At 38.5% G+C, this 23,756-nt stretch carries 19 protein-coding genes; 9 read left to right on the forward strand and 10 right to left on the reverse strand.

The features are described from left to right. Positions 1-11: 11 nt before the first annotated feature. Together Rain11_RS01755 and fumC are read right to left on the reverse strand one after the other, a co-directional pair. Positions 12-1,622 carry a GMC family oxidoreductase gene (locus tag Rain11_RS01755; protein WP_101357611.1) on the reverse strand — a complete coding sequence of 537 codons (1,611 nt, stop codon included), beginning with the start codon at positions 1,620-1,622 and terminating at the stop codon, positions 12-14. 11 nt (positions 1,623-1,633) lie between these two features. After that, positions 1,634-3,028: a class II fumarate hydratase gene (fumC, locus tag Rain11_RS01760; protein WP_101357612.1), complete on the reverse strand. Its 1,395-nt coding sequence runs from the start codon at positions 3,026-3,028 to the stop codon at positions 1,634-1,636. Positions 3,029-3,168: 140 nt separating this feature from the next. Here fumC and Rain11_RS01765 point away from each other — a divergent pair, with 140 nt between their 5' ends. Beyond that, complete coding sequence (locus tag Rain11_RS01765) at positions 3,169-4,404, forward strand: HD domain-containing protein (protein WP_101357613.1); 1,236 nt, start codon at positions 3,169-3,171, stop codon at positions 4,402-4,404. On the opposite strand, the gene Rain11_RS01770 is transcribed toward Rain11_RS01765, so the two are convergent. The 5 genes from Rain11_RS01770 to Rain11_RS01790 all read right to left on the reverse strand — a co-directional run bounded on the left by Rain11_RS01770 (position 4,394) and on the right by Rain11_RS01790 (position 10,623). Next, the gene (locus Rain11_RS01770; protein WP_101357614.1) at positions 4,394-5,956 is read right to left on the reverse strand and encodes a S8 family peptidase; all 1,563 of its coding nucleotides are present in this window, start codon (positions 5,954-5,956) and stop codon (positions 4,394-4,396) included. The genes Rain11_RS01765 and Rain11_RS01770 overlap by 11 nt on opposite strands. A gap of 47 nt (positions 5,957-6,003) precedes the next feature. Continuing rightward, complete coding sequence (locus Rain11_RS01775) at positions 6,004-6,807, reverse strand: hypothetical protein (RefSeq protein WP_101357615.1); 804 nt, start codon at positions 6,805-6,807, stop codon at positions 6,004-6,006. A gap of 59 nt (positions 6,808-6,866) precedes the next feature. After that, on the reverse strand, positions 6,867-7,322 hold the full coding sequence (locus Rain11_RS01780; protein ID WP_101357616.1) for a DUF2147 domain-containing protein: 456 nt from the start codon (positions 7,320-7,322) through the stop codon (positions 6,867-6,869). 114 nt (positions 7,323-7,436) lie between these two features. After that, entirely contained in the window at positions 7,437-9,263 is a 1,827-nt protein-coding gene (locus tag Rain11_RS01785; protein WP_101357617.1) for an ABC transporter ATP-binding protein, read from the reverse strand. Positions 9,264-9,324: 61 nt separating this feature from the next. Then, positions 9,325-10,623, reverse strand: a complete 1,299-nt coding sequence (locus Rain11_RS01790; protein ID WP_101357664.1) for a UDP-N-acetylmuramoyl-tripeptide--D-alanyl-D-alanine ligase — start codon at positions 10,621-10,623, stop codon at positions 9,325-9,327. An 87-nt stretch (positions 10,624-10,710) separates the two neighbouring features. Here Rain11_RS01790 and Rain11_RS01795 point away from each other — a divergent pair, with 87 nt between their 5' ends. From Rain11_RS01795 to Rain11_RS01830, 8 genes are all read left to right on the forward strand, one after another. Then, a complete protein-coding gene (locus Rain11_RS01795; RefSeq protein WP_101357618.1) occupies positions 10,711-11,574 on the forward strand; it encodes a Wzz/FepE/Etk N-terminal domain-containing protein in 864 nt (287 codons plus the stop codon). Between the two features lie 10 nt (positions 11,575-11,584). Next, entirely contained in the window at positions 11,585-12,691 is a 1,107-nt protein-coding gene (lpxB, locus tag Rain11_RS01800) for a lipid-A-disaccharide synthase (RefSeq protein ID WP_101357619.1), read from the forward strand. A 93-nt stretch (positions 12,692-12,784) separates the two neighbouring features. Next, the gene (locus tag Rain11_RS01805; RefSeq protein WP_101357620.1) at positions 12,785-13,120 is read left to right on the forward strand and encodes a thioredoxin domain-containing protein; all 336 of its coding nucleotides are present in this window, start codon (positions 12,785-12,787) and stop codon (positions 13,118-13,120) included. A 1-nt stretch (position 13,121) separates the two neighbouring features. Further along, on the forward strand, positions 13,122-15,593 hold the full coding sequence (locus Rain11_RS01810; RefSeq protein WP_101357621.1) for a heavy metal translocating P-type ATPase: 2,472 nt from the start codon (positions 13,122-13,124) through the stop codon (positions 15,591-15,593). 4 nt (positions 15,594-15,597) lie between these two features. Beyond that, positions 15,598-15,774: a cbb3-type cytochrome oxidase assembly protein CcoS gene (gene ccoS / locus Rain11_RS01815; RefSeq protein ID WP_101357622.1), complete on the forward strand. Its 177-nt coding sequence runs from the start codon at positions 15,598-15,600 to the stop codon at positions 15,772-15,774. Positions 15,775-15,787: 13 nt separating this feature from the next. Next, entirely contained in the window at positions 15,788-17,950 is a 2,163-nt protein-coding gene (gene ccoN / locus Rain11_RS01820) for a cytochrome-c oxidase, cbb3-type subunit I (protein ID WP_101357623.1), read from the forward strand. A 59-nt stretch (positions 17,951-18,009) separates the two neighbouring features. Further along, positions 18,010-18,198 carry a CcoQ/FixQ family Cbb3-type cytochrome c oxidase assembly chaperone gene (locus Rain11_RS01825; protein ID WP_101357624.1) on the forward strand — a complete coding sequence of 63 codons (189 nt, stop codon included), beginning with the start codon at positions 18,010-18,012 and terminating at the stop codon, positions 18,196-18,198. After that, the gene (locus Rain11_RS01830) at positions 18,195-19,073 is read left to right on the forward strand and encodes a cbb3-type cytochrome c oxidase N-terminal domain-containing protein (RefSeq protein ID WP_101357625.1); all 879 of its coding nucleotides are present in this window, start codon (positions 18,195-18,197) and stop codon (positions 19,071-19,073) included. Before Rain11_RS01825 ends, Rain11_RS01830 begins: the two co-directional genes overlap by 4 nt. A gap of 49 nt (positions 19,074-19,122) precedes the next feature. Here the strand turns inward: Rain11_RS01830 and Rain11_RS01835 are convergent, their stop codons facing one another. The 3 genes from Rain11_RS01835 to ccsA form a co-directional block, all read right to left on the reverse strand. Continuing rightward, positions 19,123-20,991, reverse strand: a complete 1,869-nt coding sequence (locus tag Rain11_RS01835) for a T9SS type A sorting domain-containing protein (protein ID WP_133121464.1) — start codon at positions 20,989-20,991, stop codon at positions 19,123-19,125. Positions 20,992-21,147: 156 nt separating this feature from the next. Next, positions 21,148-22,764 carry a phosphoenolpyruvate carboxykinase (ATP) gene (pckA, locus tag Rain11_RS01840; protein WP_101357627.1) on the reverse strand — a complete coding sequence of 539 codons (1,617 nt, stop codon included), beginning with the start codon at positions 22,762-22,764 and terminating at the stop codon, positions 21,148-21,150. A gap of 119 nt (positions 22,765-22,883) precedes the next feature. After that, the gene (ccsA, locus tag Rain11_RS01845) at positions 22,884-23,591 is read right to left on the reverse strand and encodes a cytochrome c biogenesis protein CcsA (protein ID WP_101357628.1); all 708 of its coding nucleotides are present in this window, start codon (positions 23,589-23,591) and stop codon (positions 22,884-22,886) included. Between the last annotated feature and the right edge of the window lie 165 nt (positions 23,592-23,756).

A 23,756-nucleotide genomic window follows, 5' to 3' on the forward strand; every position in this document is an offset into this window, starting at 1 on the left:
TATTTGAGTTTTTAGTTATTTTTCAAAATTATATCTGCGGCTTTTTCTGCTATCATAATAGTTGGAGCATTCGTATTACCACTGATGATTTCAGGCATTACAGAGGCATCAACTACTCGCAGTTTTTCGATGCCTTTTACCTGTAAAAGATTATTCACTACACTGGTTTCATCATTCTCTTTGCCCATTTTACAAGTCCCCACAGGGTGATACACACATTCCAAAGTTTTGCGAATGTGCTCGGCAATCGCTTCTTTGTCATTGATATTTTTGGGGAAATAAAATTCTTTTCGGCATTTATCAAAGGCTTTTGCTTGCATTACTTCGTAAGCCTTTTGTACGCCTTTGATGAGTTGTTCTACATCTGCCTGCTCTGCAAGATAATTCGGTTGGATAATAGGAGCATCGAAAGGATTTGCCGAACGCAAACTTACATAACCCCTGCTTTTAGGTTTGAGCAATGTTGGTAAAATAGAATAGCCACTATCACGAGGATATTTGTCCAAATTATACAAATCTACACCATAACCGCCCAAATGAGCAGGCACAAAGTGAAATTGCATATCGGGGCGGTCGCTTTCAGAATTTAATCGTAAAAAGGCATTTGCTTCAAGCGGCGAGGCAGTAGCAAAACCTTTTTTGAAAAGAAAATAATTTAGCAGACCTTTGATTTGATTATGCAATTTCAGGTCGTTGTTAGCAGTGGGAACTTTGGCAGAGCTACTCACAATAGCAAAGCAATGGTCTTGCAAGTTTTTGCCTACCGCAGGCAAATCTTTTACAACTTCAATACCTAATTTTTGCAAAAGTTCTTTTTCTCCAATACCCGAAAGCATTAGTATTTGAGGCGAGCCGAAAGAACCCGCCGAAAGGATAATTTCTTTATTTGCAGTAAAAATTTCCCTTTGAGCGACTCCAAAAGCAACTTCTACGCCTTGTGCTACATCATTTTTGACTATAAGCCTGCTTACAATGCCTTTTGTAATAACTTTCAGATTAGGGCGAGCCAAAGCAGGTTTCAAAAAGGCTTGAGCTGTACTATGGCGACGATAATTTTTGATAGTAAATTGAAAAAAATTAGTGCCTTCTTGGGTTTTACCATTAAAATCAGCATTGTACGGAATACCACACTCCATACAAGCCTCAATAAAAGCCTCCGAAACGCTGTAATGTGAGTATGGAAAACGTACATTCAAAAGCCCGCCTGTGCCGTGAAAATCTTTATCTACTTTGTCGTAATTTTCGTTATTTTCCGACTTAATGAAATACGGCAAAACTTCTTGATAGCTCCACCCTTCGCAACCTATCTTTGCCCAATCATCATAATCTTTCGCATTACCTCTAACATATGCCATTGCGTTGGTAGAACTACTTCCTCCCAAAACCTTGCCGCGAGGCTGAAATAATCTTCGCCCATTCACCGCTTTTTGAGGTTCAGTATAAAAAGCCCAATCTACTTCTGTACGATTGAGCTTGGTGTAAGCGGCAGGAACGTGTATTTCCAACTTACTATCTTTTCCACCTGCCTCAATCAGTAAAACCTTATTTTGAGGATTTTCAGAAAGACGATAAGCCAGCACACATCCCGCCGAACCTGCCCCTACAATGATGTAGTCATACATTTTTGAGAAAATTATAAATTTCCTACCATTTTTTCAGGTCTTACCCACTCATCAAATTGTTCATTGGTGAGCAAACCAAGCTCCAAAGCCGCCTGACGCAAAGTTTTATTTTCTTTGTGTGCTTTTTTGGCAATTTTAGCGGCGTTTTCATAACCTATATGCGGATTAAGAGCTGTAACGAGCATCAGCGAATTTTCCAAATGCTTCTGAATCACCTCATAGTTGGGTTCAATACCCACAGCACATTTATTATTGAACGAAACACAAGCATCACCGAGCAAACGAGCCGATTGCAAAACATTGTAGGCTATCAGCGGTTTGAAAACATTGAGTTCAAAATGCCCGTTAGAGCCACCCATACTTACAGCTACATCATTGCCAATTACCTGACAGCAAACCATCGTCAGGGCTTCGGGCTGTGTAGGATTAACCTTGCCCGGCATAATTGATGAACCCGGTTCATTATCAGGAATAAGAATTTCACCAATACCGCAACGAGGACCCGAAGAAAGCATACGAATATCATTGGCTATTTTCATCAGGGCTACGGCACTGCGTTTCAAAGCTCCTGAAAGTTCTACCATTGCATCGTGAGCGGCAAGGGCTTCAAACTTATTAGGAGCAGTAACAAAAGGATAACCCGTAAGCTCCGCAATTTTTTTAGCCACAAGCACATCATACCCTTTGGGAGCATTCAGTCCTGTACCTACGGCAGTTCCACCCAGAGCCAGCTCACGCACCATTTCCAAAGCATTCTTAATAGCTCTTATGCTGTTACGAATTTGTTGTACATAACCCGAAAACTCTTGCCCCAAAGTGAGCGGCGTGGCGTCCATAAAATGCGTTCTGCCTGTTTTGACAATATCTTTGAAGGCTTTTGCTTTTTCGTCAAGCGTCTTTGCCAAGAGTTCCATACCGGGCAAAGTAACTTCTACCACCATTTTATAGGCGGCAATGTGCATAGCCGTAGGGTAGGTATCGTTAGAGGATTGAGATTTATTAACATCATCGTTGGGGTGAAGAATTTTCTTTTCGTCAGTAAGTTTGCCTCCTGCCTGCACATGTGCGTAGTAGGCAATTACTTCATTGACATTCATATTAGATTGCGTTCCTGAACCTGTTTGCCAAATCACGAGGGGAAATTGGTCGTCTAATTTTCCTGCTAAAATAGCATCACAGGCATCAGCAATCATTTTAGCTTTTTCGGCAGAAAGCACACCTAACTCGTGATTAGCAAGGGCGGCGGCTTTTTTCAAGTAAGCAAAAGCGTAAATAATTTCTTTGGGCATAGAACCTTCTGCACCGATACGGAAGTTATTACGACTTCTTTCAGTTTGGGCACCCCAATATACGTGAGCAGGTACTTGTACTTCGCCCATAGTATCGCGTTCTATTCTATATTCCATAAATGCTTGGGTTTTAGTTTTGCTCGCAATTTAAGAAAAATCCAAAATTGTACTTGTTTTTTATATGCTTTTCTAAACCATTTGCAAGAGATTTTGTTTTTGCAGGGAATTTTATTTAGTTTTGCTTAAAAATCACACTCTTGAAAGCTCACAAGCCCAAAATTCTCAATGACCCCGTTCACGGATTTATTCAAATCCCCGATGGCATTATCTTGGAACTTATAGAACACCCTTATTTTCAACGTTTAAGACGCATTAGGCAATTAGGCTTAACTGATTTTGTGTATCCGGGTGCTTTGCATACGCGTTTTCATCACGCTATCGGAGCAATGCACCTGATGGGAGTGGCTCTAGATACCCTTGAAAGCAAAAGACACCATATCACCAAAGAAGAACGCCAAGCGGCACAAATTGCGGCATTACTTCACGATATAGGGCATAGCCCTCTTTCACACGCTTTGGAAAGCACTATTCTGCAAAATGTGCCTCACGAAAAAATGTCTTTGCTTTTGATGCAAAAACTAAATGAATACTTCAAAGGCAAATTAGAGCTTGCAATTCAAATTTTTACCAATCAGTATCACCGCCCTTTTTTTCATCAACTTGTTAGCAGTCAGCTTGATGTGGATAGGCTGGACTACTTGCAAAGAGATTGTTTTTTCACAGGAGTTTCGGAAGGGGCTATTGGCGGAGATAGAATTCTGAAAATGCTGGATATTCACAACGAACAACTTGTCGTTGAGGAGAAAGGTATTTACAGCATTGAAAATTTCCTTACAGCTCGGCGGTTGATGTATTGGCAAGTGTATTTGCATAAAACTACTATCAGTACCGAGCAAATGATTATTCAGATTATTCGTAGAGCAAAGTTTTTGGCTCAAAGTGGAAAAAATATTTTTGCTAGCCCTGCTCTGCAATGCTTTATGGAAAACGAAGTGCAGTTTTCAGATTTTCAGAAAAATCCTGCATATTTAGAAAATTATGCACAATTAGATGATTACGACATTTGGGGGGCGGTAAAAATTTGGCAACATCATTCAGATAAAGTGCTTTCTACGCTTTGCCGAATGATACTTGCTCGCAAACTATTCAAAATACAACTTACAACCGAAAAAACTCCTGCCGAGCTTATCCAAGAACGTAAAAAAGAAGTACAATTAGCGTGGCATTTAAGTAAAGATGAAGTTGAATATTTTGTAGTAAGCGGTACTACGCATAATATGGCTTATCAAGAAAAGAGCAATCCTATTCTTGTACTAACGAAAAAAAAGGAGGTCTTGGATATTTCCCAAGCCTCCGATTTGCCCAATATCAAGGCACTGACTAAAATTGTAAGGAAAAACTATTTAGCTACTGCCCAAACAACTATTTTTTAGTCATCTCTTCTGCTAAACGCACTGCTTCGTAAGCATTTATGATAGCTCCTGTTACGCAGAGGTCAGAAAGTTTTACTTTTTCGCCTTTTGCACCCGGTTTGTTGATATCCTGTGTGTAACGAATAGCAGACTTCAAGAGTATTTCCTTCACTTGTACCGCAGTGAGTTCGGGATAATAAGACATCAGAATAGCGGCTACTCCTGAAGTAGCAGGAGCCGCCATACTTGTTCCACTTGCATTTTTATATGCATTTTTATCGGGTACAGTAGAATAAATATCCACTCCTGGGGCAAATACATCTACTTTGGTTTTACCATAATTAGAAAAATTAGCTACAAATTTTGAGTCTTTATCGTGCCAACTGGAAGCCCCAATTTCTAACCAATTTTTAGCTTCGCCACCGTCAGCATAATAACGATTGGGGAAATTAGCTTCTACTTCTAAATTTTTGGCATCGTTACCTGCGGCGTGAATAAGCAAGACCCCTTTGCTTTCAGCGTATTTCACTGCTTCATCAACAAATTTTTTATCAGGCGAGTATGCCTTCCCAAAACTCATATTGATAATATGAGCTCCATTATCTACGGCATAAAAAATAGCATTCGCAATATCTTTATCTCTTTCATCTCCGTCAGGAACAGCACGAATAGGCATAATTAAAACATTATTCGCTACACCTTTGATACCCAAGCTATTATCGCGATTAGCGGCGATAATACCAGCTACGTGAGTTCCGTGAAAAGCATCAGGACCTTTTACGTCATTATTGCCATAACCTTTTTCGCGAAGTTTTTTGGTATTATCACCAACAATTTTACGAGGATTAAATTCAGGATTCAAGCCATATTCCAAAGCATTTTTTAAGCCTTTGTCGTAGTATTCTTCCAACTCTTCGGGAGTAGCTCCTATCATAAAAGCAAATAACGTTTTACTTTTAGCTTCTTTGAGTTTGAGGTCTGTATCAGGGAGTTCAAGGATATTTTCTTTGGTCATTGGTTTGCCTGCAAGGGCTTTTTTTACGACTTGTATAGATTCGTAAAAAGGTTTCAATTGTTCCATTTCAGTTTTTTTCTCTTCTCTCTTTCCCTCCAACTCCTTTTTTACTTTTTCAAAGTACTCATATTCAGGGTCTTTTGGATTAGGCTTTTTGAATTTTTTAGAAAGACGAGCATATTCGCGAGCTACTTCGTAAGAATCTTGATGAATATTTTTGCCATTTTTACCACCAATAAAATTCCAACCATTTACATCATCAACAAAGCCATTGCCGTCATCATCTTTGCCGTTTCCTGCAATTTCTTTGGGGTTTGTCCAAATCTTACCTTGTAAGTCTTCGTGTTCAATATCTACTCCTGAATCAATTACGGCAACAATTACGGTACGTCCTTTTTTGTTCTTGAGCAATTCTTCATAAGTTCTTTCGGTACTTATCCCTCGCACATTGTCTTTTTTGGGGTCAAGGTTGAACCAATTTTCAGGGGCTTTTTCTTGGGCTTTTGTTGCGATGCCTAACAAAGAAAACATCACAGCAGGTATAAAAACTTTTTTCATTTCGTTGGATTTTGAAAGTTCTAAATATAACGGAATACAGGAGTAAATTATTTTCTGCCACCAAAAAACATACTCAAATATAAAGCGGCAAAAGTAGAATAGTTTTTAACAGGGTCAGCAGTAAAGTTTGCATTCAAAATAGGCATTTTTTGAGTAAATATGTCTATCACAAAGCCTGTTTCTATGCCTGTAAGGCTGGTTTTGAAGGCACTTGTTTCAAAAGCAAGTCCTATTTTGGCATTGATGCCGGGTACTATTTTCATTTGCTCAAAACCCGCAAAGAAATCACCTCTGCCTTCTATACGTTCTTCGGTAAAGGGCACCCCATATTTATTTTGAAAGAGGGCATCATCACCAAAATTATATTGATAAAAAGGTATATTAAGTGTGTTACCTGAAAGCCCACTACCCGTTCCTGATGTATTATAACGTATCATATAAGGTTTAAGGAAACCTACACTTAAACCACCTGCCAAAACAGCATTCACTTGCACGCCTTCTTGGGGAGCTTTACGGAAAAGCACCAAATCTTTACCAAACTGCAAACGCAAATTGTAAAGATAATTTTGTTTTCCTCTCACAAAAGCCTGACCACCACTTACACTTGAAACTGAAAAGCGATATTCTTGCGGATGACGAATGCCCACGAATTCAATGGTATAAGTAGTATTTACACGTGCATTATCTGTTACTTTTCCATACTTGAAGCTAATGCCTCCGGGAAAATTAGCATTTGTATTGATATTTATGCCAAAAGTAAATTCTTTGGTCAGTTCATCTTCTAAAATGCTTTGAGCTTGCAGATGAACCGATAATAAAAGAAAAAGTAAAATTTTGGTAATTTTTGACATAAAATTAATGAGAAAAAACCTACAAGCCTGAATAACTTGTAGGTATAGGTGCTATCAATTTATTTTTTCACTTGCTTTGTCCAGGTCGCTGTTCTGCCAATTCCTGTTCCGGGTATTTTTCCTTTAAGCTCAAGGGTACTTTCGTTTGTCATTGTTGCGTCGCAGGTATACGTATTTCCTGATTTAGGGTCATAAATACGAGCATCATCACCGCCCCATTTTTTAGAGCCTTTGTATTCAAGGTTAATCAGATTTACCAATCCCTTCACTGGCTTATTTCTCATAGCCTCATTAGGGTTTTTCTTATCTAATTTGGGCTGACCTGTTTCGGGATCATTGGGTTCTTTGAGCCAAACAATTCTACCATTATATTTGCCCTCTTTGGTTTTGTAAATTTGAACGCGAGCCGTACCCTCGTCATTCATCCAGATACCTATAATAGCATCTCCTTCACTTTGAGCAAAAACATTGATGGCTAAAAATGTAAAAACAGCTAGTAAGCTAACTTTTTTCATACGCTTTTTAGAGTTTAGGTGAAAAATTGATTTTAACAAACACAAACGTGGCAACAATTATACCAAATTTTTTTAGAATTTGTTACAAAAATTGAAAGTTTTTTTTGGGGGAATTTAAGTTATCTCATAAGTGGCATATTCCATTTGCATACGCACCAACCCTGCATAAATGCCATTTTCATTCTGCAAAAGTTTCTGATGTGTGCCAATTTCAGCGATTTTGCCTTCGTCAAGCACATAAATTACATCAGCATTGCGAATTGTAGCAAGTCTATGTGCAATAATGATAGTAGTTCGGTTTTTCATAAGTTCATTGAGGGCATCTTGCACGATTTTTTCCGATTCAGCATCCAAAGAACTTGTAGCTTCGTCCAAAATCAGAATACTCGGATTTTTCAGAATGGCTCTTGCAATCGCAATTCGCTGACGTTGCCCCCCTGAAAGTTTTATCCCCCTTTCGCCTACAATGGTATTTAATTTTTCGGGAAAACGCTCAATAAATTCCCAAGCATTGGCTTTTTTTGCCGCCTCAATGATTTCCTCATCAGAGGCATTGGGCTTGCCATAGGCGATATTTTCACGAATAGTTCCGCCAAAAAGTATAAGTTCCTGCGGCACAAGAGCCATATTTGCCCGCAAAGTGTGTGTATCCCATTGCTCCAAAGGTTTTTCGTCTATCCATATTGTTTGGGCAGGAACTTCATAAAGTTTCATAAGTAATTGAATAATAGTAGATTTACCTGCTCCACTATACCCTACAAGAGCTACTTTCTGCCCTTGATGAATTTTTAGTGATACACCCTTCAAAACCTCTAAATCAGCTCTTGTCGGGTAGCTAAAATGCAAATTTTCAATCTGAATTTTACCTTTAATTTTTTCTAAATTTTCCAAATCTGCAAAACGATTGATTTCGGATTTTTCCCCTAAAATCTCCAAAATTCTTTCCGAAGCCCCAATGGTTTTTTGGAGTTGAGCGTACAAATCACCCATACCCGCCACCGAAGCACCAATAAATATCGTGTAAAGAATAAACTCTATCAGTTCGCCTGTTTTGAGCGAACCTTCGGCAATCAGATTTGCCCCATACCAAAGTACGAGCACAATTCCACCAAAAAGAGCAAATATCAGAAACGATACAAAAATACCCCGAAATACAGAGGTTTTAAGAGCAATTTTTACCAAATTATTTAATTTATTGCGATAACGCCTTTGTTCCCAAAGTTCATTTGTGAAAATTTTAACTACTTGAATAGCCTGAAAAGTTTCTTCTACAATGGTACTCGCTTGGGCGAGTTCATCTTGGGCTTTTTTGGAAAGTTTTCGGATAAATCTACCAAAAAGAATTGCCGCAATTATCATCACGGGAAAAGTAGCAAGCATTACCAAAGCAAGTTCAGTGTAGCGAATAAGCAAAATACTTACGCCTATGGTCAGAACGGCAACTTGCCTGAAAATTTCAGCCAAGCCAAAAGAAAGCATACTTTCCAGCTGACTAATATCTGTATTGATGCGGCTAATAAGGTCGCCCACACGATTTTTCTCAAAAAAACTTATCGGTAGCGTGATAATTTTGTTGTAAAGGCTAGCTCGCAAGTCTGCCATTGTTCGCTCGCTTACATTGGCAAAAAGATACACACGAAAAAAGGAAGCCAAAGCCTGCAAAAGTAGTATCCCCAAAAATACCCAAGCTACCTGATTGACACTTTTAAGTATCCAAGAGGTATCTCCCGAAGCTACATCAGCAATTTTGCCCGAAAGTGTAGGAAAAGTAAGCGTGGTAAGGGTAGAAATCACCAAAAAGAACATTCCTACCCAAAAATAGACCCGATAAGGACGTGTATAAGCCAATAGTTTTCTGATTTTGGCAAAACCTTCTTTGGTAAGTTTGCGTTTTTTGTCAGGATTTTCGCCGTTTTCTGCGAAACGATTGCGTGGAGGCATAGTAATTTTTTTGCAAAATTAGCAAAAATAAAACTCGTAAATAGCATAAAAAGTTGCAGAACTACAAAAAATCTAAAACCGACTCCATTTGCACTCCTCGCGAACCCTTTACAAGAATGAACCAATCTTGCAAGTTTTTATCTTTGAGCCAATTATGTAAAGAAAATTTATCAGTAAAAAAATAGGCTTTCGGTAAAAATTCCAAAGCAGGTTGCATTTCATCACCATACAAAACAACTAGATCAAAGTTTTTTTCAGCAATGAGCTTACCCAACTTTTGATGTTCGGCATAACTATAAGAACCAAGTTCATTCATTTGTCCCAAAATAACTGCTTTACTCTGTGAAGTTTGAATTTGAGCGAAATTTTCTATGGCTTCTTTCATTGAACTTGGGTTGGCATTGTATGCGTCTAAAATGACAATATTAGTATTTTGATGTAAAATCTGCGAACGATTGTTACGAGGTTTGTAGCTCAAAATGGCTTCGTCCATTTTTTCGGGGGCTACTCCAAAATATTTACCAATGCACAAAGCCGTAGCAATATTTGCAAAATTATATTTGCCTATCAGTTGTGTTTGAATAAAATTGCCTTGCTCATTTTCGTAAGAAACAAAAAAATCTGAACTGCCTAATTTACAATGTAAGTAATCTTTTTCGTTGGGATAAGTAAAAGTACGTTTTTTAGGAAATTTGAGTTTTTCAAGAACTGAAAGCAATTCTTTTTCATTAGTATTGAGAAAAATTACGCCTTTGTTTTTTTGCAAATACTTATAAAGTTCGCTATTAGCCTTTGCTACTCCTTCCAAACTCCCAAAACCCTCTAGATGGTCTAAACCGATATTGGTAACTACTCCGCAAGTGGGTTGTGCGATTTGACAAAGAAAAACTGTTTCGCCGATGTGATTCGCCCCAAGCTCAATAACTGCAATTTCTGTATCTTTCGGAATAGAAAGAATAGTAAGTGGTACTCCAATGTGATTATTCAGATTGCCTTGTGTGGCGAAAGTTTTGTATTTCTGAGCTAACACAAGAGCTGTGAGTTCTTTGGTGGTTGTTTTACCATTAGAACCCGCAATAGCGATAAAAGGAATATCTAAATTTTTTCGGTGTAAGGTAGCAAGTTGCTGTAAGGTTTTTAATACATTTTTCACCAAAATACACTTTTCGCTATTTTGGTATTTTTTTTCATCAATTACGGCATAAATAGCTCCTTTATCAAGAGCTTCTTGGGCGAAGGCATTTCCATTGAAATTCGCTCCTTTGAGAGCAAAAAAGATACTTCCTGCCTCAATTTTGCGAGTATCGGTAGAAATACGAGGATTTGCTAAATAAACCTTATAAAGCTCTGCCAATTGCATAAAACCAAATTTTGAAAATAAAAACCTTTCATAAAACACACAAAGAAAGTAAAAAATTTATAGTTTTGCCCGATAAATATAGAAATTATGAACACAACCAATTCGCAAAGCCAATCTTACGAAGAAATTGATTTATTAGAACTGATTATCAAGATTTACAAGTTTTTCAAAAAGCGATTTTTGCTTATTTTAGCAGTAATGATTGCTTGTATTGGGTTAGGGGTATTAAGTAGCTTTTTAGTTTTTCAGCCTCGCTATCAATCCACTATGATTTTTCAGTCGCGTTCAATGACAGCTTCCGAAGTAGTAGAGATAACAAATACGCTTAACAACTTGGTAAGAGAAGAAAATTACAATGAAATTGAAAAACTTACAGGTTTGCCAAAAGATATTGCCAAGAACCTTGAAAAATTAGAAGCCGCTCCCAATCGTGAGATTCAAAAAAATATTGATAAAGATATACGCAAAGATTCTACAATTGCCCTTACCATAGAAACCACCAATAACGAAAATTTAGAGAAAATCCAACAAGGGATAGTCAGTTATTTTGAAAATCTGCCTTATGTACAAAAACGCAAGCAACTTTTCAAAGAAAATAAAGAAAGATTGCTTGCTCAAATTCAAAAAGATATAAAACACACTGATAGCATCAAAAGAATTGTAGAAGCAAGTTTATTTGCTAAAAATCCCATTATTTTAAACTCCAATAGCGGATTTTCAAAAGACTTACTACTGCTATACGAAGCCGAGGGTAAAGTGAAAGAAGAATTGGCTTTTATTGATGATATAAAGGTCATCAAAGGTTTCACTCACTACCAAAAGCCTCGCAAATTTTCTATTCGTGACACTTTGGGAATTTCGGCACTGATAGGCTTTATTGTAGGCATTTTGTGGAGTTTGGTAATTGAATTCAACAAAATTATTCGTCAAAGAGAACAAAACACAATCTAAAATTTTCTCTGTGAAATACTACTTGGTAGTTGGTGAGCGTTCAGGCGATTTACACGCTTCTAACCTGATGAAAGCTATCAAAAATCTTGATAGCCAAGCTGATTTTCGCTTTTTAGGTGGTGAGCAAATGCAAGCAGTAGGTGGCACAATGTTTCAGCATTACAAGGAAATTGCTGTAATGGGCTTTTTGGAAGTGCTTTCCAAAATTTCCAAAATTTTTAAGTTTCTTTCACTTTGCAAAAAAGATATTCTCAACTACCAACCCGATGTAGTCATTTTAGTAGATTTTGCAGGATTTAATATGCGAATAGCTCGTTTCTGCAAAAAGCACAACATTCGCACCTTTTATTACATTTCCCCCAAAATATGGGCTTGGAATACAAAACGAGCGTACAAAATCAAAAAATACGTAGATAGAATGTTTGTAATCTTACCTTTTGAAAAAGATTTTTACAAAAAATTCCACTACGAAGTAGATTACGTAGGCAACCCCCTTTTAGATGCCATCAATAGTTACAAAGGAGATGAAAATTTTTTCAAGAAAAATAATCTTTCTCCCCAAAAGCCTATTTTAGCGGTTTTGCCCGGTAGCCGAAGAAGCGAACTTCATTACATTTTGCCTATTATGCTTTCTTGCAAGCCTTATTTTGCAGATTTTCAATGGGTTGTTGCAGGCGTTGATAATGTACCCACCGAAATGTATGATATTTGTAAAAAATACGAAGTCCCTGTTTTGTATAATCAAACCTATGATTTATTAGCTCACGCTCACACAGCCATTGTAACCTCAGGCACCGCTACGCTGGAAACGGCTCTTTTCAGCGTTCCACAAGTGGTTTGCTACAAGGGAAATGCCCTTTCATATCAAATTGCTAAACGATTAGTACAAGTACGTTACATTTCGCTTGTTAATCTCATAATGAACCAACAAGTAGTTTGTGAGCTTATCCAAAATAACCTAACCACTGAAAACCTACGACAAGAATTAGAAAAAATCGTTTCGGGAGAAGGACGTGAAAAAATGCTTCAAAATTATCTCACCCTCAAACACATAATGGGCAGTGTAGGTGCTTCACAAACAGCGGCTCATAAAATGATTGACTATTTGAGTAAGTAACCCCTGATAAAAGTCAGTTTTTCTACTCCTTAAACTCATACCCTCCTCCATTTTTCCATACTACTTTTGGAAACAGAAATAGTATGGATTTTTATGACCATCAAGGAGTTAATTAGTCGGAAAGTAGAGCCCAAAACACTTACCAAGCTCATTGTTCTGTTTTTTTACTCAAACAGAGATGAGCAAAAAATTGCCTTGCATACAGAAAATCTGCTTTATTCTTATACACAAGCAGGCAAAATGCACTTTTTCAGCATTGATGCAAATCTCCACCCCGAACTTACCAAAAGTTTCAATGTCAAGCGTTTTCCAAAGCTAATTCTCATTTTTGAAGATAAAGAAATTGGCAGATTTGCCCAAGAAAGCATCAATGAAACACTTATAGAGCAAATTATCCAAGACTTGAAGACTAAAAATATTTTGCAATAATATGTCGGCTACTCATACCCATATTGCCACTACGTGCTACCACTGCGGCGATACCTGCAAGCCCAATGAAACTATATTCTACGATGATAAGCCTTTTTGCTGTAATGGTTGCCAACAAGTATATGCTCTTTTACAAGAAAATGGCTTGTGCGAGTATTACACAATGGAAGATTTGCAACGCATCTCACAAAAAGCCGAAGTACGAGCCGAAAAGTATGCTTATCTGAACTTGCCTGAAATCAAAGCCAAACTGCTGGATTTTTCCGATGGCAATACTGCTAAAATTACTTTTTACATTCCTGCTATTCATTGTAGTTCTTGCATTTGGCTTTTAGAAAACCTGCATAAGCTCAACAAAGGCATACAATATAGCCGAGTAGATTTTCTTAAAAAGCAAGTGCTGGTTTCTTATGCAGAAAAAGAAACTGATTTGCAAGCAATTGTTACCCTTTTAGCCCAAATAGGCTATGAGCCTCATATCACATTAAGCGATACCGAAAAAGCTGAAAATGAGCAAAAACGCATTAGCCGAGAACAAAAACAAATCATTGCCAAAATTGCCGTAGCAGGTTTTGCCTTTGGCAATATTATGCTGATTAGCTTTCCTGAGTATTTTGGTTTTGATAGCCATTCAGAAGGTTCTTTTCGCAAATTTTTCCAATATATCAATTTCCTGATTGTTTTACCTGCTTTTTTCTATTCAGGTTGGGGGTATATTCACTCGGCTTACCAAAGTATTCGCAAAGGAATTGTAAATATTGATTTTCCTTTGGCTCTCGGATTGATTGTTCTACTTACTCGCAGTGCTTACGAAATCTTTGCCGATATAGGTGCAGGCTACGTAGATACCCTTGCAGGGCTAATTTTCTTTTTGCTTTTGGGAAAATGGTTTCAACAACGCACCTATGATATACTCCGCTACGATAGAGATTTCAAAGCCTATTTCCCCGTAGCAGTGAGCTTACAAACCGCCGAAGGTACTGAAAAACAAGTACCTGTTGCCCAACTCAAAGTAGGCGATAGAATAGTTATTCGCAACCAAGAGCTTATTCCCGCCGATAGCATTTTGCTCAAAGGCGAGGCAAACATAGATTATAGTTTCGTAACGGGCGAGGCTATGCCTGTGGAAAAAGTTTTGGGCGAAATCATTTATGCAGGAGGCAAACAGATAGGTTCAACTATTGAATTAGAAGTAGTAAAACCTGTTTCACAAAGCTACCTTACGGAGTTGTGGAATAAAGACGAATTTCAAAAGAAAAAAGCCAGCCAAGAAGCTACTATTCGCTTGCAAAACTTTTTGAGTAAATACTTCACATTTGCTCTTTTGGCGGTTGCTTTTGGGGGGATTGTGTATTGGCTATGGCAAAATGATTTGGCAAGAGCTATCAATGCTTTTACAGCAGTGCTGATTATTGGTTGTCCTTGTGCTTTGGCACTTTCATCTCCTTTTGCTTTGGGAACGGCTATGCGTATAATGGGCAAAACTAAATTTTATCTTAAAAATGTAGCCGTTATTGAGCAAATGGCTCATATTGATACCCTTATTTTTGATAAAACAGGCACTATTACCGAAACTGATAAAGCTCAAGTTGAGTGGAAAGCCATACAGCAAGGGTTATCTGAAGCAGAAAAAGTAGCTATCAAGTTACTTGCTCGCAATTCTACACACCCGCTTTCACAACAAATTTACCAGTACCTCCCCCTTGATACTCCCCTCAGAATAGAGGTTCAAGATTTTGAAGAATTTACAGGAAAAGGTATAAGTGGGAAAGTGGGAAATTTTTGGGTGCAATTAGGTTCGGCAAAATGGCTTGAAGTAGAAATGCCCTTACAAGACTACCACAGCAAAGTATTTGTGAAAATCAATGGTGAATTGAAAGGTTACTTTGTATTTCGCAATAGTTACCGCAAGGAAATAGAAACTCTCACACAAAACCTCTGGAACAAAGGCTATGATTTACACTTACTTTCAGGAGATAACGCAGGCGAAGCCCCATATCTCGTAAAGTATTTCTTGAAAAATGAAAAAATGCACTTCAATCAATCGCCTCACGATAAATGGGAATTTGTGAAAAGTTTGCAAAAAAGTGGAAAAAAGGTAATGATGCTCGGTGATGGCTTAAATGACGCAGGAGCTTTACAAAAAGCTGATGTGGGCATAGCAGTAACAGAAAACATTGCCTATTTCACCCCAGCCTCTGATGCCATTTTAGATGCTTCTGCATTAGGTAATTTGATAGGATTTTTGGCATTAGCCCAAAAAACGATGAGAGTCATCAAACAGAGCTTTGGAATATCTCTGATTTACAACATCATAGGGCTTTCTTTTGCAGTACAAGGCACACTCTCGCCGCTAATTGCCGCAATTCTTATGCCTTTGAGTTCTGTTACTGTGGTAGCTTTTACAACATTAAGCGTAAAAGCCAAAGGAAACTTTTTACTAAAAAGCAATCGTCAAAATATTAACTGCTAAAACTATGGCTGTGATTTATTTTCTTTTGAGTGTCAGTGTAATAATGGGAACACTATTTCTGCTGGTATTCCTGTGGAATTTGCGAAGCGGACAATACGAGGACGATTATACGCCTTCAATACGAATACTTTTTGAAGATAAAAAACCTTCTAATTCCGAAAATTTTTCATCAAAAACCTAAAATTTAACAAGTTATGGAAGTAAAAACCTCATCTGCTTACACCCATAGTGGCATACTGGAAAAATTTGAATACGACAACACAATTGTTCGTAATTTCGGTATTGCCACAGTAGTTTTTGGGATAATTGGAATGCTTGTAGGTTTGCTCGTTGCCTTTCAGTTGGTTTTCCCCGAACTGAATTTTGGCATACCTTACACAACGTTTGGACGCATTCGTCCTCTACACACCAATGCCGTGATTTTCGCCTTTGTAGGGAATGCAATTTTTATGGGCGTGTATCATTCTATGCAACGCCTGCTCAAAACGCGTATGTTTAGCGATGTTTTGAGTCAAATACATTTCTGGGGCTGGCAACTGATTATTCTTTCGGCGGCTATTACCTTGCCTTTGGGTATTACTACTTCCAAAGAGTATGCCGAATTAGAGTGGCCTATTGATATTGCCATTACGCTGGTTTGGGTGGTATTTGGTATCAATATGTTCGGAACGCTCATCAAACGTCGTGAAAAACATATTTACGCTGCGATTTGGTTTTATATTGCTTCTTGGGTAACCGTAGCAATGCTTCATATTGTCAATTCTTTTGAGTTACCTGTTAGTTTCTTAAAAAGTTATTCACTTTTCGCAGGTGTGCAAGATGCCCTCGTGCAATGGTGGTACGGACACAATGCAGTAGCTTTTTTCCTTACTACCCCTTATTTGGGCTTGATGTACTACTACCTTCCTAAAATGGCAAATCGCCCAATTTACTCCTACAAACTATCTATTTTACACTTCTGGACACTGATTTTTATCTATATCTGGGCGGGTCCTCACCATTTGCTTTACTCATCTACTCCCGACTGGGTACAATCTTTGGGGGTAGTGTTTTCTGTGATGCTCATTGCTCCCTCTTGGGGTGGTGGTATCAATGGCTTGCTTACCCTTCGTGGAGCTTGGGATAAAGTACGTGATGACGCTTCGCTCAAAATGATGGTAGTTGCTATTACGGCATACCTAATGGCAACTTTTGAAGGACCTATGCTCTCGCTCAAAAATGTAAATGCCATTGCCCACTTTACCGACTGGGTAGTAGCACACGTACACGTAGGAGCTTTGGGCTGGAATGGAATGATGACTTTTGCCATTTTGTACTATCTTGTGCCTCGCCTGTATCAAACAGAAATTTATTCTAAAAAACTGCTCAATACCCATTTCTGGATAGGCACTTTGGGCATTGTATTGTATGCTATACCTATGTACGTTTCAGGATTTACACAAGGTTTGATGTGGAAAGAATTTGCTGAAGATGGCACTTTGCGTTATGGAAATTTCTTGGATACTGTTACCAAAATTATACCTATGTACGCAATGCGTGGCATTGGTGGTACGCTTTATTTTGCAGGTGTAATTGTAATGGTGTATAATCTTTGGAAAACTGCCAAACAAGGAAAATTCGTTGCCAATGAAGCCGCCGAAGCTGTTTCTTTCCGCACACAACCCATAGGAGAGTTAAAAGGTTGGCATAAAATATTTGAAACCAAACCTTTGCTGATGCTTGTTGGCTCTTTAATTGTAGTTTCTATTGGTGGTTTGGTACAAATGATTCCTACTTTTGTTATCAAAGAAAATATTCCTACCATTGCCAGTGTGAAACCCTACACTCCATTAGAGTTAGAAGGCAGAGATTTGTACATTCGTGAAGGTTGCAATGCTTGTCATACTCAGCTTGTCCGTCCTTTCCGTTCAGAAACTGAACGTTATGGCGAATATTCCAAATCAGGTGAATACGTATATGACCGCCCTTTCTTGTGGGGTTCTAAACGTACAGGTCCCGATTTGATGAGGCTTGGTAAAAAATATCCCGATTCTTGGCACTATCATCATATGCGAGAGCCTGTTTCTATGTCGCCCGGCTCTATTATGCCTCCTTATCCTTGGCTTTTAGAAAACAAGATGGATTACGCCGATATTGAAAAGAAAATGCAAGTTCTACGAACTATGGGCGTTCCTTACAGCGAAGAGGACATTAAAAATGCCCGCAATAAAATTGATGAGCAAGCTACACAAATCGTAGAAAATCTGAAAAAAGAAAAAGTAAAAGTAGAGAAAAATACAGAAATCGTAGCTTTGATAGCCTATTTGCAACGCTTGGGTACTGATATCAAAGTACAAGAGCAAACCGCTCAAAAGTAAAACTTGGGGGCTTTGCCCCCTTACCTAAATTTTCTATAAAAAACCAAATTCAAAAACCTATGAGGCAGTTTCTTAATGGTGTGCAAGGTGTAGATATTTACCTGATTATCTCACTACTGATATTTTTCACCTTTTTTATAGGAATGCTCGTGTGGCTGATTACAGCTAAAAAAGACAAAATGCAGCAAATCAAAAATATTCCCTTAAACGACGGTTCTATCCCTAACCAAAACTTATCAAAACAATGAAAGCAATATTTCGCAAAATTGGTATTCTAGCTTTGTTTGCTTTGGCAAGTGTGCCACTCAAAGCCCAAGAAGTCGTAGCCATTCAGAAAAGTAGCGAAGAGGAAATGATTTTCTGGATTTTGGCTTTCCTGATAGGACTTACTGCTACCATAATCATCCTTTTAATCATTACAGTTTTCCAACTGCTTAATCTATTGCAAAAAGAAACCAATCGGGTTACAGGCGAACACTTGAGCCTATGGGAACGTTTTATCGGCTTCAAACCCAAATCGCAAGAACATAAACTTTTGCTTGATGAAGAGTTTGACGGCATCAAAGAATTAGATAACCCTATTCCTGCGTGGTTCAACTGGTTTTTTGGTGTAACGATTGCCTTCGCAGTATTGTATTTGCCTATTTACCACGTATGGAAGGTTTGGGATTTGCAAGATGCCGAATATGAAAAAGAAGTCAAAATCGCAGAGGTCAAAAAAGAAGAGTACTTGAAAAAAGTTGCTAATAGCATTGATGAAAAAAATGTAAAACTTATCACTGATGCAAAGCAAATTCAGAAAGGGGCAGAGGTGTATAAAGCTAATTGTGCCGCCTGCCACGGACAAAAAGGCGAAGGATTAGTAGGTCCTAATCTGACCGATGAGTATTGGCTCTATGGCGGAAAAATCAATGACATTTTCAAAACTATAAAATATGGTACGCAGAAAGGTATGCCCGGCTGGCAAAAACAACTCAACCCGCTTCAAATTCAGCTTGTAAGCAGTTACATTCATTCGCTCAAAGGCACTAATCCCCCCAATGCCAAAGAGCCACAAGGTACAAAAGAAAGTAACGAAGGCAATGCAAATAATGAAAGTAAAGCCGTTTCACAAGCGAACTAAACACTAACTAAAACTATAAAAGGTAGCCTACTTAGGGCTACCTTACTTTTTAGTTTCCTTGAACAATCAGCTTTTCAGTATAAATTTCCTTTTCCGTCTGTATCTGTAAGATATACAAGCCTTTTGGAAAATGATTTAGGCTTATACTCTTTTTCTCTCCTATATTGTTTACACTAATTGGTATTTTATTTCCTTTCAAATCTTGCAAAGAAATCCTTTGAATGTCCTCATCAAGTTCTATAAATACTTTATCGCTTGTAGGATTGGGGTAAATGGCAATTTTAGAACTACCCCTAAATTGCACGGTTGCTACACGAGAAAATTTATATGAGCCATCTTTATCAATAATTTTCAAACGATAATAAACCATAGCAAAAGGGATATCTATATCTAAATAGCTGAAATACAATTGGTTATTCCACTTTTGCTGACTTATTTCTTGCCAATTTTGTAAATTGTCTGAACGCTCTAAAATAAATTTATCCACATTGATAGCTGTTTGTAAGAGCCACTCTATTTGAGCAGTTTGCTTAGATACAGCCTTTGCACGGAAATAAACCAACTCCACAGGTAAGGGTGAAGAGGAATTAAAAAATACGTTTGTACCAATATTTTCTCCATCTGCGGCTCTATCACAAGGAACATTATTATTATTACAACCTCCTTGCCCTTGCGAAGTAGCCACAGAAACATTAGAAGGTGCTGAGGAAGTAAAGAAAACTACACCTTGCCCACCTCCACCACCTCCACCGTGTGTTGATGAGTTCACTGAGCCTCCACTACCTCCATTAGCACTAACCGAAATAGGACAAGTAGGCGAAACGCTCCAATTAGGCACAATAAATACAATTGAACCTCCTGCACCACCACCACCACAGCCGTCCCAACCATTACCAAGTGGGGCATTGTTTCCATTGGCGGTTATGTTCAAAGTACCACAAGCACCCGCAGTTTGAAGCGTATTAGCCCTAATAATAATGATTCCACCACCATTGCCACCATAAGAATCAAATCCATTATTCCTTTCTCCTGCTCCGCCACCGCCGCCCATAAAAATACGATTGATGTTGATATGAGCATTCAAACTAATTCCTCCTTGTCCGCCTGAATTACGACTGACCACATCACACTTCCAGCCCCAGCCACCAAGACCTCCTGCACTATAATTACCTCCTCCTCCACCACCACCATTGTGGCTATTGCCACCACCGCCACCATTGAGTATTTTTCCACGAGCCGCTACATAATTAGGGTTTGTATTACGATAGATACCTTCTCCTTTGGGAGCTCTTGGACCAGGAAAAGAAGCAAAGAAAAGATTATCTTCACAAGTAGGTGTGGGCATTGCTGTCCAATTAGTACTGCTATTATCATCATTAGGTGCTCCCCTAAAACCTGCTCCATTAGCAGAAAGATGATGTGCCAAAGTAAATATTCCGGGTACATCTATGGCTAAAACTCCTCCAATAGCTCCGTTCCAAGGCAAAGCACTCATATTAGAGGTAGAAGTGTAATGGGGCGAACCAAAACGTCTGAAAGTAATCACTTGTACAGAACTATTTGTTCCTATATTGTAACTATTAGTAGGAACAGCATCTAAAGTTAGCACGCGGGGCGGTCCTGCAACTTGTGAAACGATTTGCCTTACTTCATACAAACCCGCCGAATGAATACTGCCTAAATTACCAAAAGTGGCATCATTAGCAGTTGAACCTATTACATTATCTTGCATTTGCATTAGGATAATGTAGTCTCCATTATCAAAGGTGTCGGCAGTTTCGTCGATTTCACCAGCAGCGTTGGAAAGAGTAACTTGATTTCCCACAATACTGGTAACTCTTGCATATCCATTAACTACCTGAGCAAAAGAGTAATTTGCTGAGGTTACAAACAAGATTACACATAAATACTTTAACATAATGGCATTTTTTTTTATATTTATACATAAAAATAACGAAAAGTAAATCATTGTAACACAATTTTTCGGCGAAATAGGTATTTTTCTCGGCGAAATTAAAAACGCCTTTATCCTTAAAAAGATAAAGGCGTTGCAGAGTAAGATTTATTAAGTTATCTAACTTACCACCGAAGCTACTTTGGGAGCGGCAGAGAGGATTTCCTCATTAGCAAAATCAGCGTATTTAGCAAAATTTTTCACAAATGCCGCTGCAAGTTCATTGGCTTTGAGGTCATATTGAGTTTTATCAGCCCAAGTATCGCGAGGGTTCAACACTTCGCTAGGAACATCAGGACAAGACTGCGGTACAGCTACCCCAAAAACAGGGTGATTGATATAGGTTACGTTGTCCAACTTGCCCTCCATAGCCGCCGTAAGCATAGCACGCGTATATTTGAGCTTCATACGAGAACCCACCCCATACGGACCGCCTGTCCAACCCGTATTCACCAGCCAAACATTAACTTTATGTTCACGCATTTTTTTACCCAAAAGCTCAGCGTATTTGGTAGGGTGTAGAGGTAAAAACGCAGCACCAAAACAAGCTGAAAAAGTTGCTTGTGGCTCTACTACGCCTACTTCTGTGCCCGCTACTTTGGCAGTATAACCCGATATGAAAAAGTACATTGCTTGCCCTGGTGTAAGTTTGGATATAGGTGGAAGCACCCCGAATGCATCAGCAGTTAGGAAGAAAATATTTTTGGGTATGCCTGCTACCGAAGGTTCTAATGCATTACTAATAAAATGAATGGGATACCCTACCCTTGTATTTTCTGTTACTGAAATATTGGTATAGTCGGGGGTGCGTGTATCAGGATAGCAACGAGTATTTTCCAGAACTGCTCCAAACTTGATAGCGTCCCAAATTTGAGGTTCATTTTCACGAGTAATATTTACTACTTTGGCATAACACCCACCTTCAAAGTTAAATATGCCGTTTTCTGTCCAGCCGTGTTCGTCATCACCAATCAGACTGCGTTGAGGGTCAGCGGAAAGGGTAGTTTTACCTGTTCCTGAAAGTCCAAAGAAAATAGCTACATCACCTTCTTTGCCCACATTGGCAGAGCAGTGCATTGAAAGCGTATTTCTTTCGTGAGGTAAAATGTAGTTCAGCACCGTAAAAATACCTTTTTTCATTTCACCCGCATACGCCGAGCCACCAATAAGAATAATACGTTTTGTAAAATTGATAATGGTAAAATTTGCTTGACGAGTACCATCTACGGCAGGGTCAGCCTGAAATTCGGGAATATTGATGATTGTAAAGTTAGGTTCAAAAGTTTCCAGTTCAGCGGCGGAAGGTCTTAAAAAAAGATTATAGCAGAAAAGATTATGCCAAGCCATTGTATTTACGACACGCAAATTCAAACGATAGTTTTCATCTGCCCCCGCATAGGCATCACGCACAAAAACCTCTTTATTTTCTAAAAATTTTATCATTTTGGCGTGCAAAGCATCAAATTTGGCTTCATCAAAAGGTTGGTTAATATCGCCCCACCAAACAGAATCTTTGGTTTTAGCATCTAACACGGTGAACTTGTCTTTGGGAGAACGACCTGTAAATTTGCCTGTATCACACATCAAAGCCCCATTATCGGCAAGAGTACCTTCTTTTCGAGCCAGAGCTTGCTCTACAAGTTCGGCAGGAGAAAGATTCCAATAGGCTTTTGCTACTTTGTGTATGCCAATGGCTTGCAAACCACTTTTAGAGGATTTTTTACCAATTTCTTCCATAAACCTTGATTGAGTTGAACAAAAAATGAAAAAATTTCCGCAAAGATACAAAAAGTCTTGGTTAAGTGAAAATTAAAAAATACTTTTTGAAAAGCAAGATAAGCAAGGCACTTTTGAGATTAAGAAACGATTTCAATACTGACTTGCTTTCTATTTTCTGCAACTTGCAAGGCTTGCTCTAATACTCGCACACGCGTACGCAAAGTAGCAATCCACAGAGCCAAACCCAAAAAGCCAATCACAGCAGGATAAAAAACCATACGCATATTGCCATTAAGGTCATATGCATTAAACCCTGGATTTCCGCCGTTACCTGGGTGTATGCTATCATATAGGCGAGGCATTACGAAAATCAGGGGAATATAGACAGCATAGGCAAAAATATTATAGACTGCCGAAATACGTGCCGCCTGCTCTTTATTTTCAATAGCAGACCGCAAAATAAAATATGCCAAATAAATCAACATAGCTACGGCGGCTCCGTAAATTTTTACATCACGAGGCAGAAAATCCCCCCAAGTAAATTTTCCCCATACCATTCCTGTAATAAGCCCCAACATACCATACAATACCCCTACTTCGGCAAAGGAAACAGCTTTCAGATTGCTGATTTCCTGATTTTTACGTAAATACAAAACAGAATGAACAACTGAAAGCGTTAGCACGAAAACCATTCCAAACCACATAGGCACGTGAAAATATAAATTCCGAGCCGTATGGTCTAAATTACCTGTTTGCAGACGGGGAATATCCACCAAAAAGCCTGCTATCACTGCATAAACAAGGAAAACAATTGTAACCCATTTCCACCAAGCCAAACGAAACATATAAGAAAGTTTTGAAGTTCAGAAATTGTGGGTTTGCAAGCGAAGTCTCAAACTTTGCTTCTTAACCTTTTGAGCGAGTTTTTAGTTTGCAAAATTAGCAAATAAGGCTCAAACTTTTAGATAATCTTGCGAAAAACTTCGGCGAAATGCTGATTTTTTTGTTTT

The sequence above is a fragment of the Raineya orbicola genome (genome assembly GCF_002843425.1).
GTDB lineage: Bacteria > Bacteroidota > Bacteroidia > Cytophagales > Thermonemataceae > Raineya > Raineya orbicola.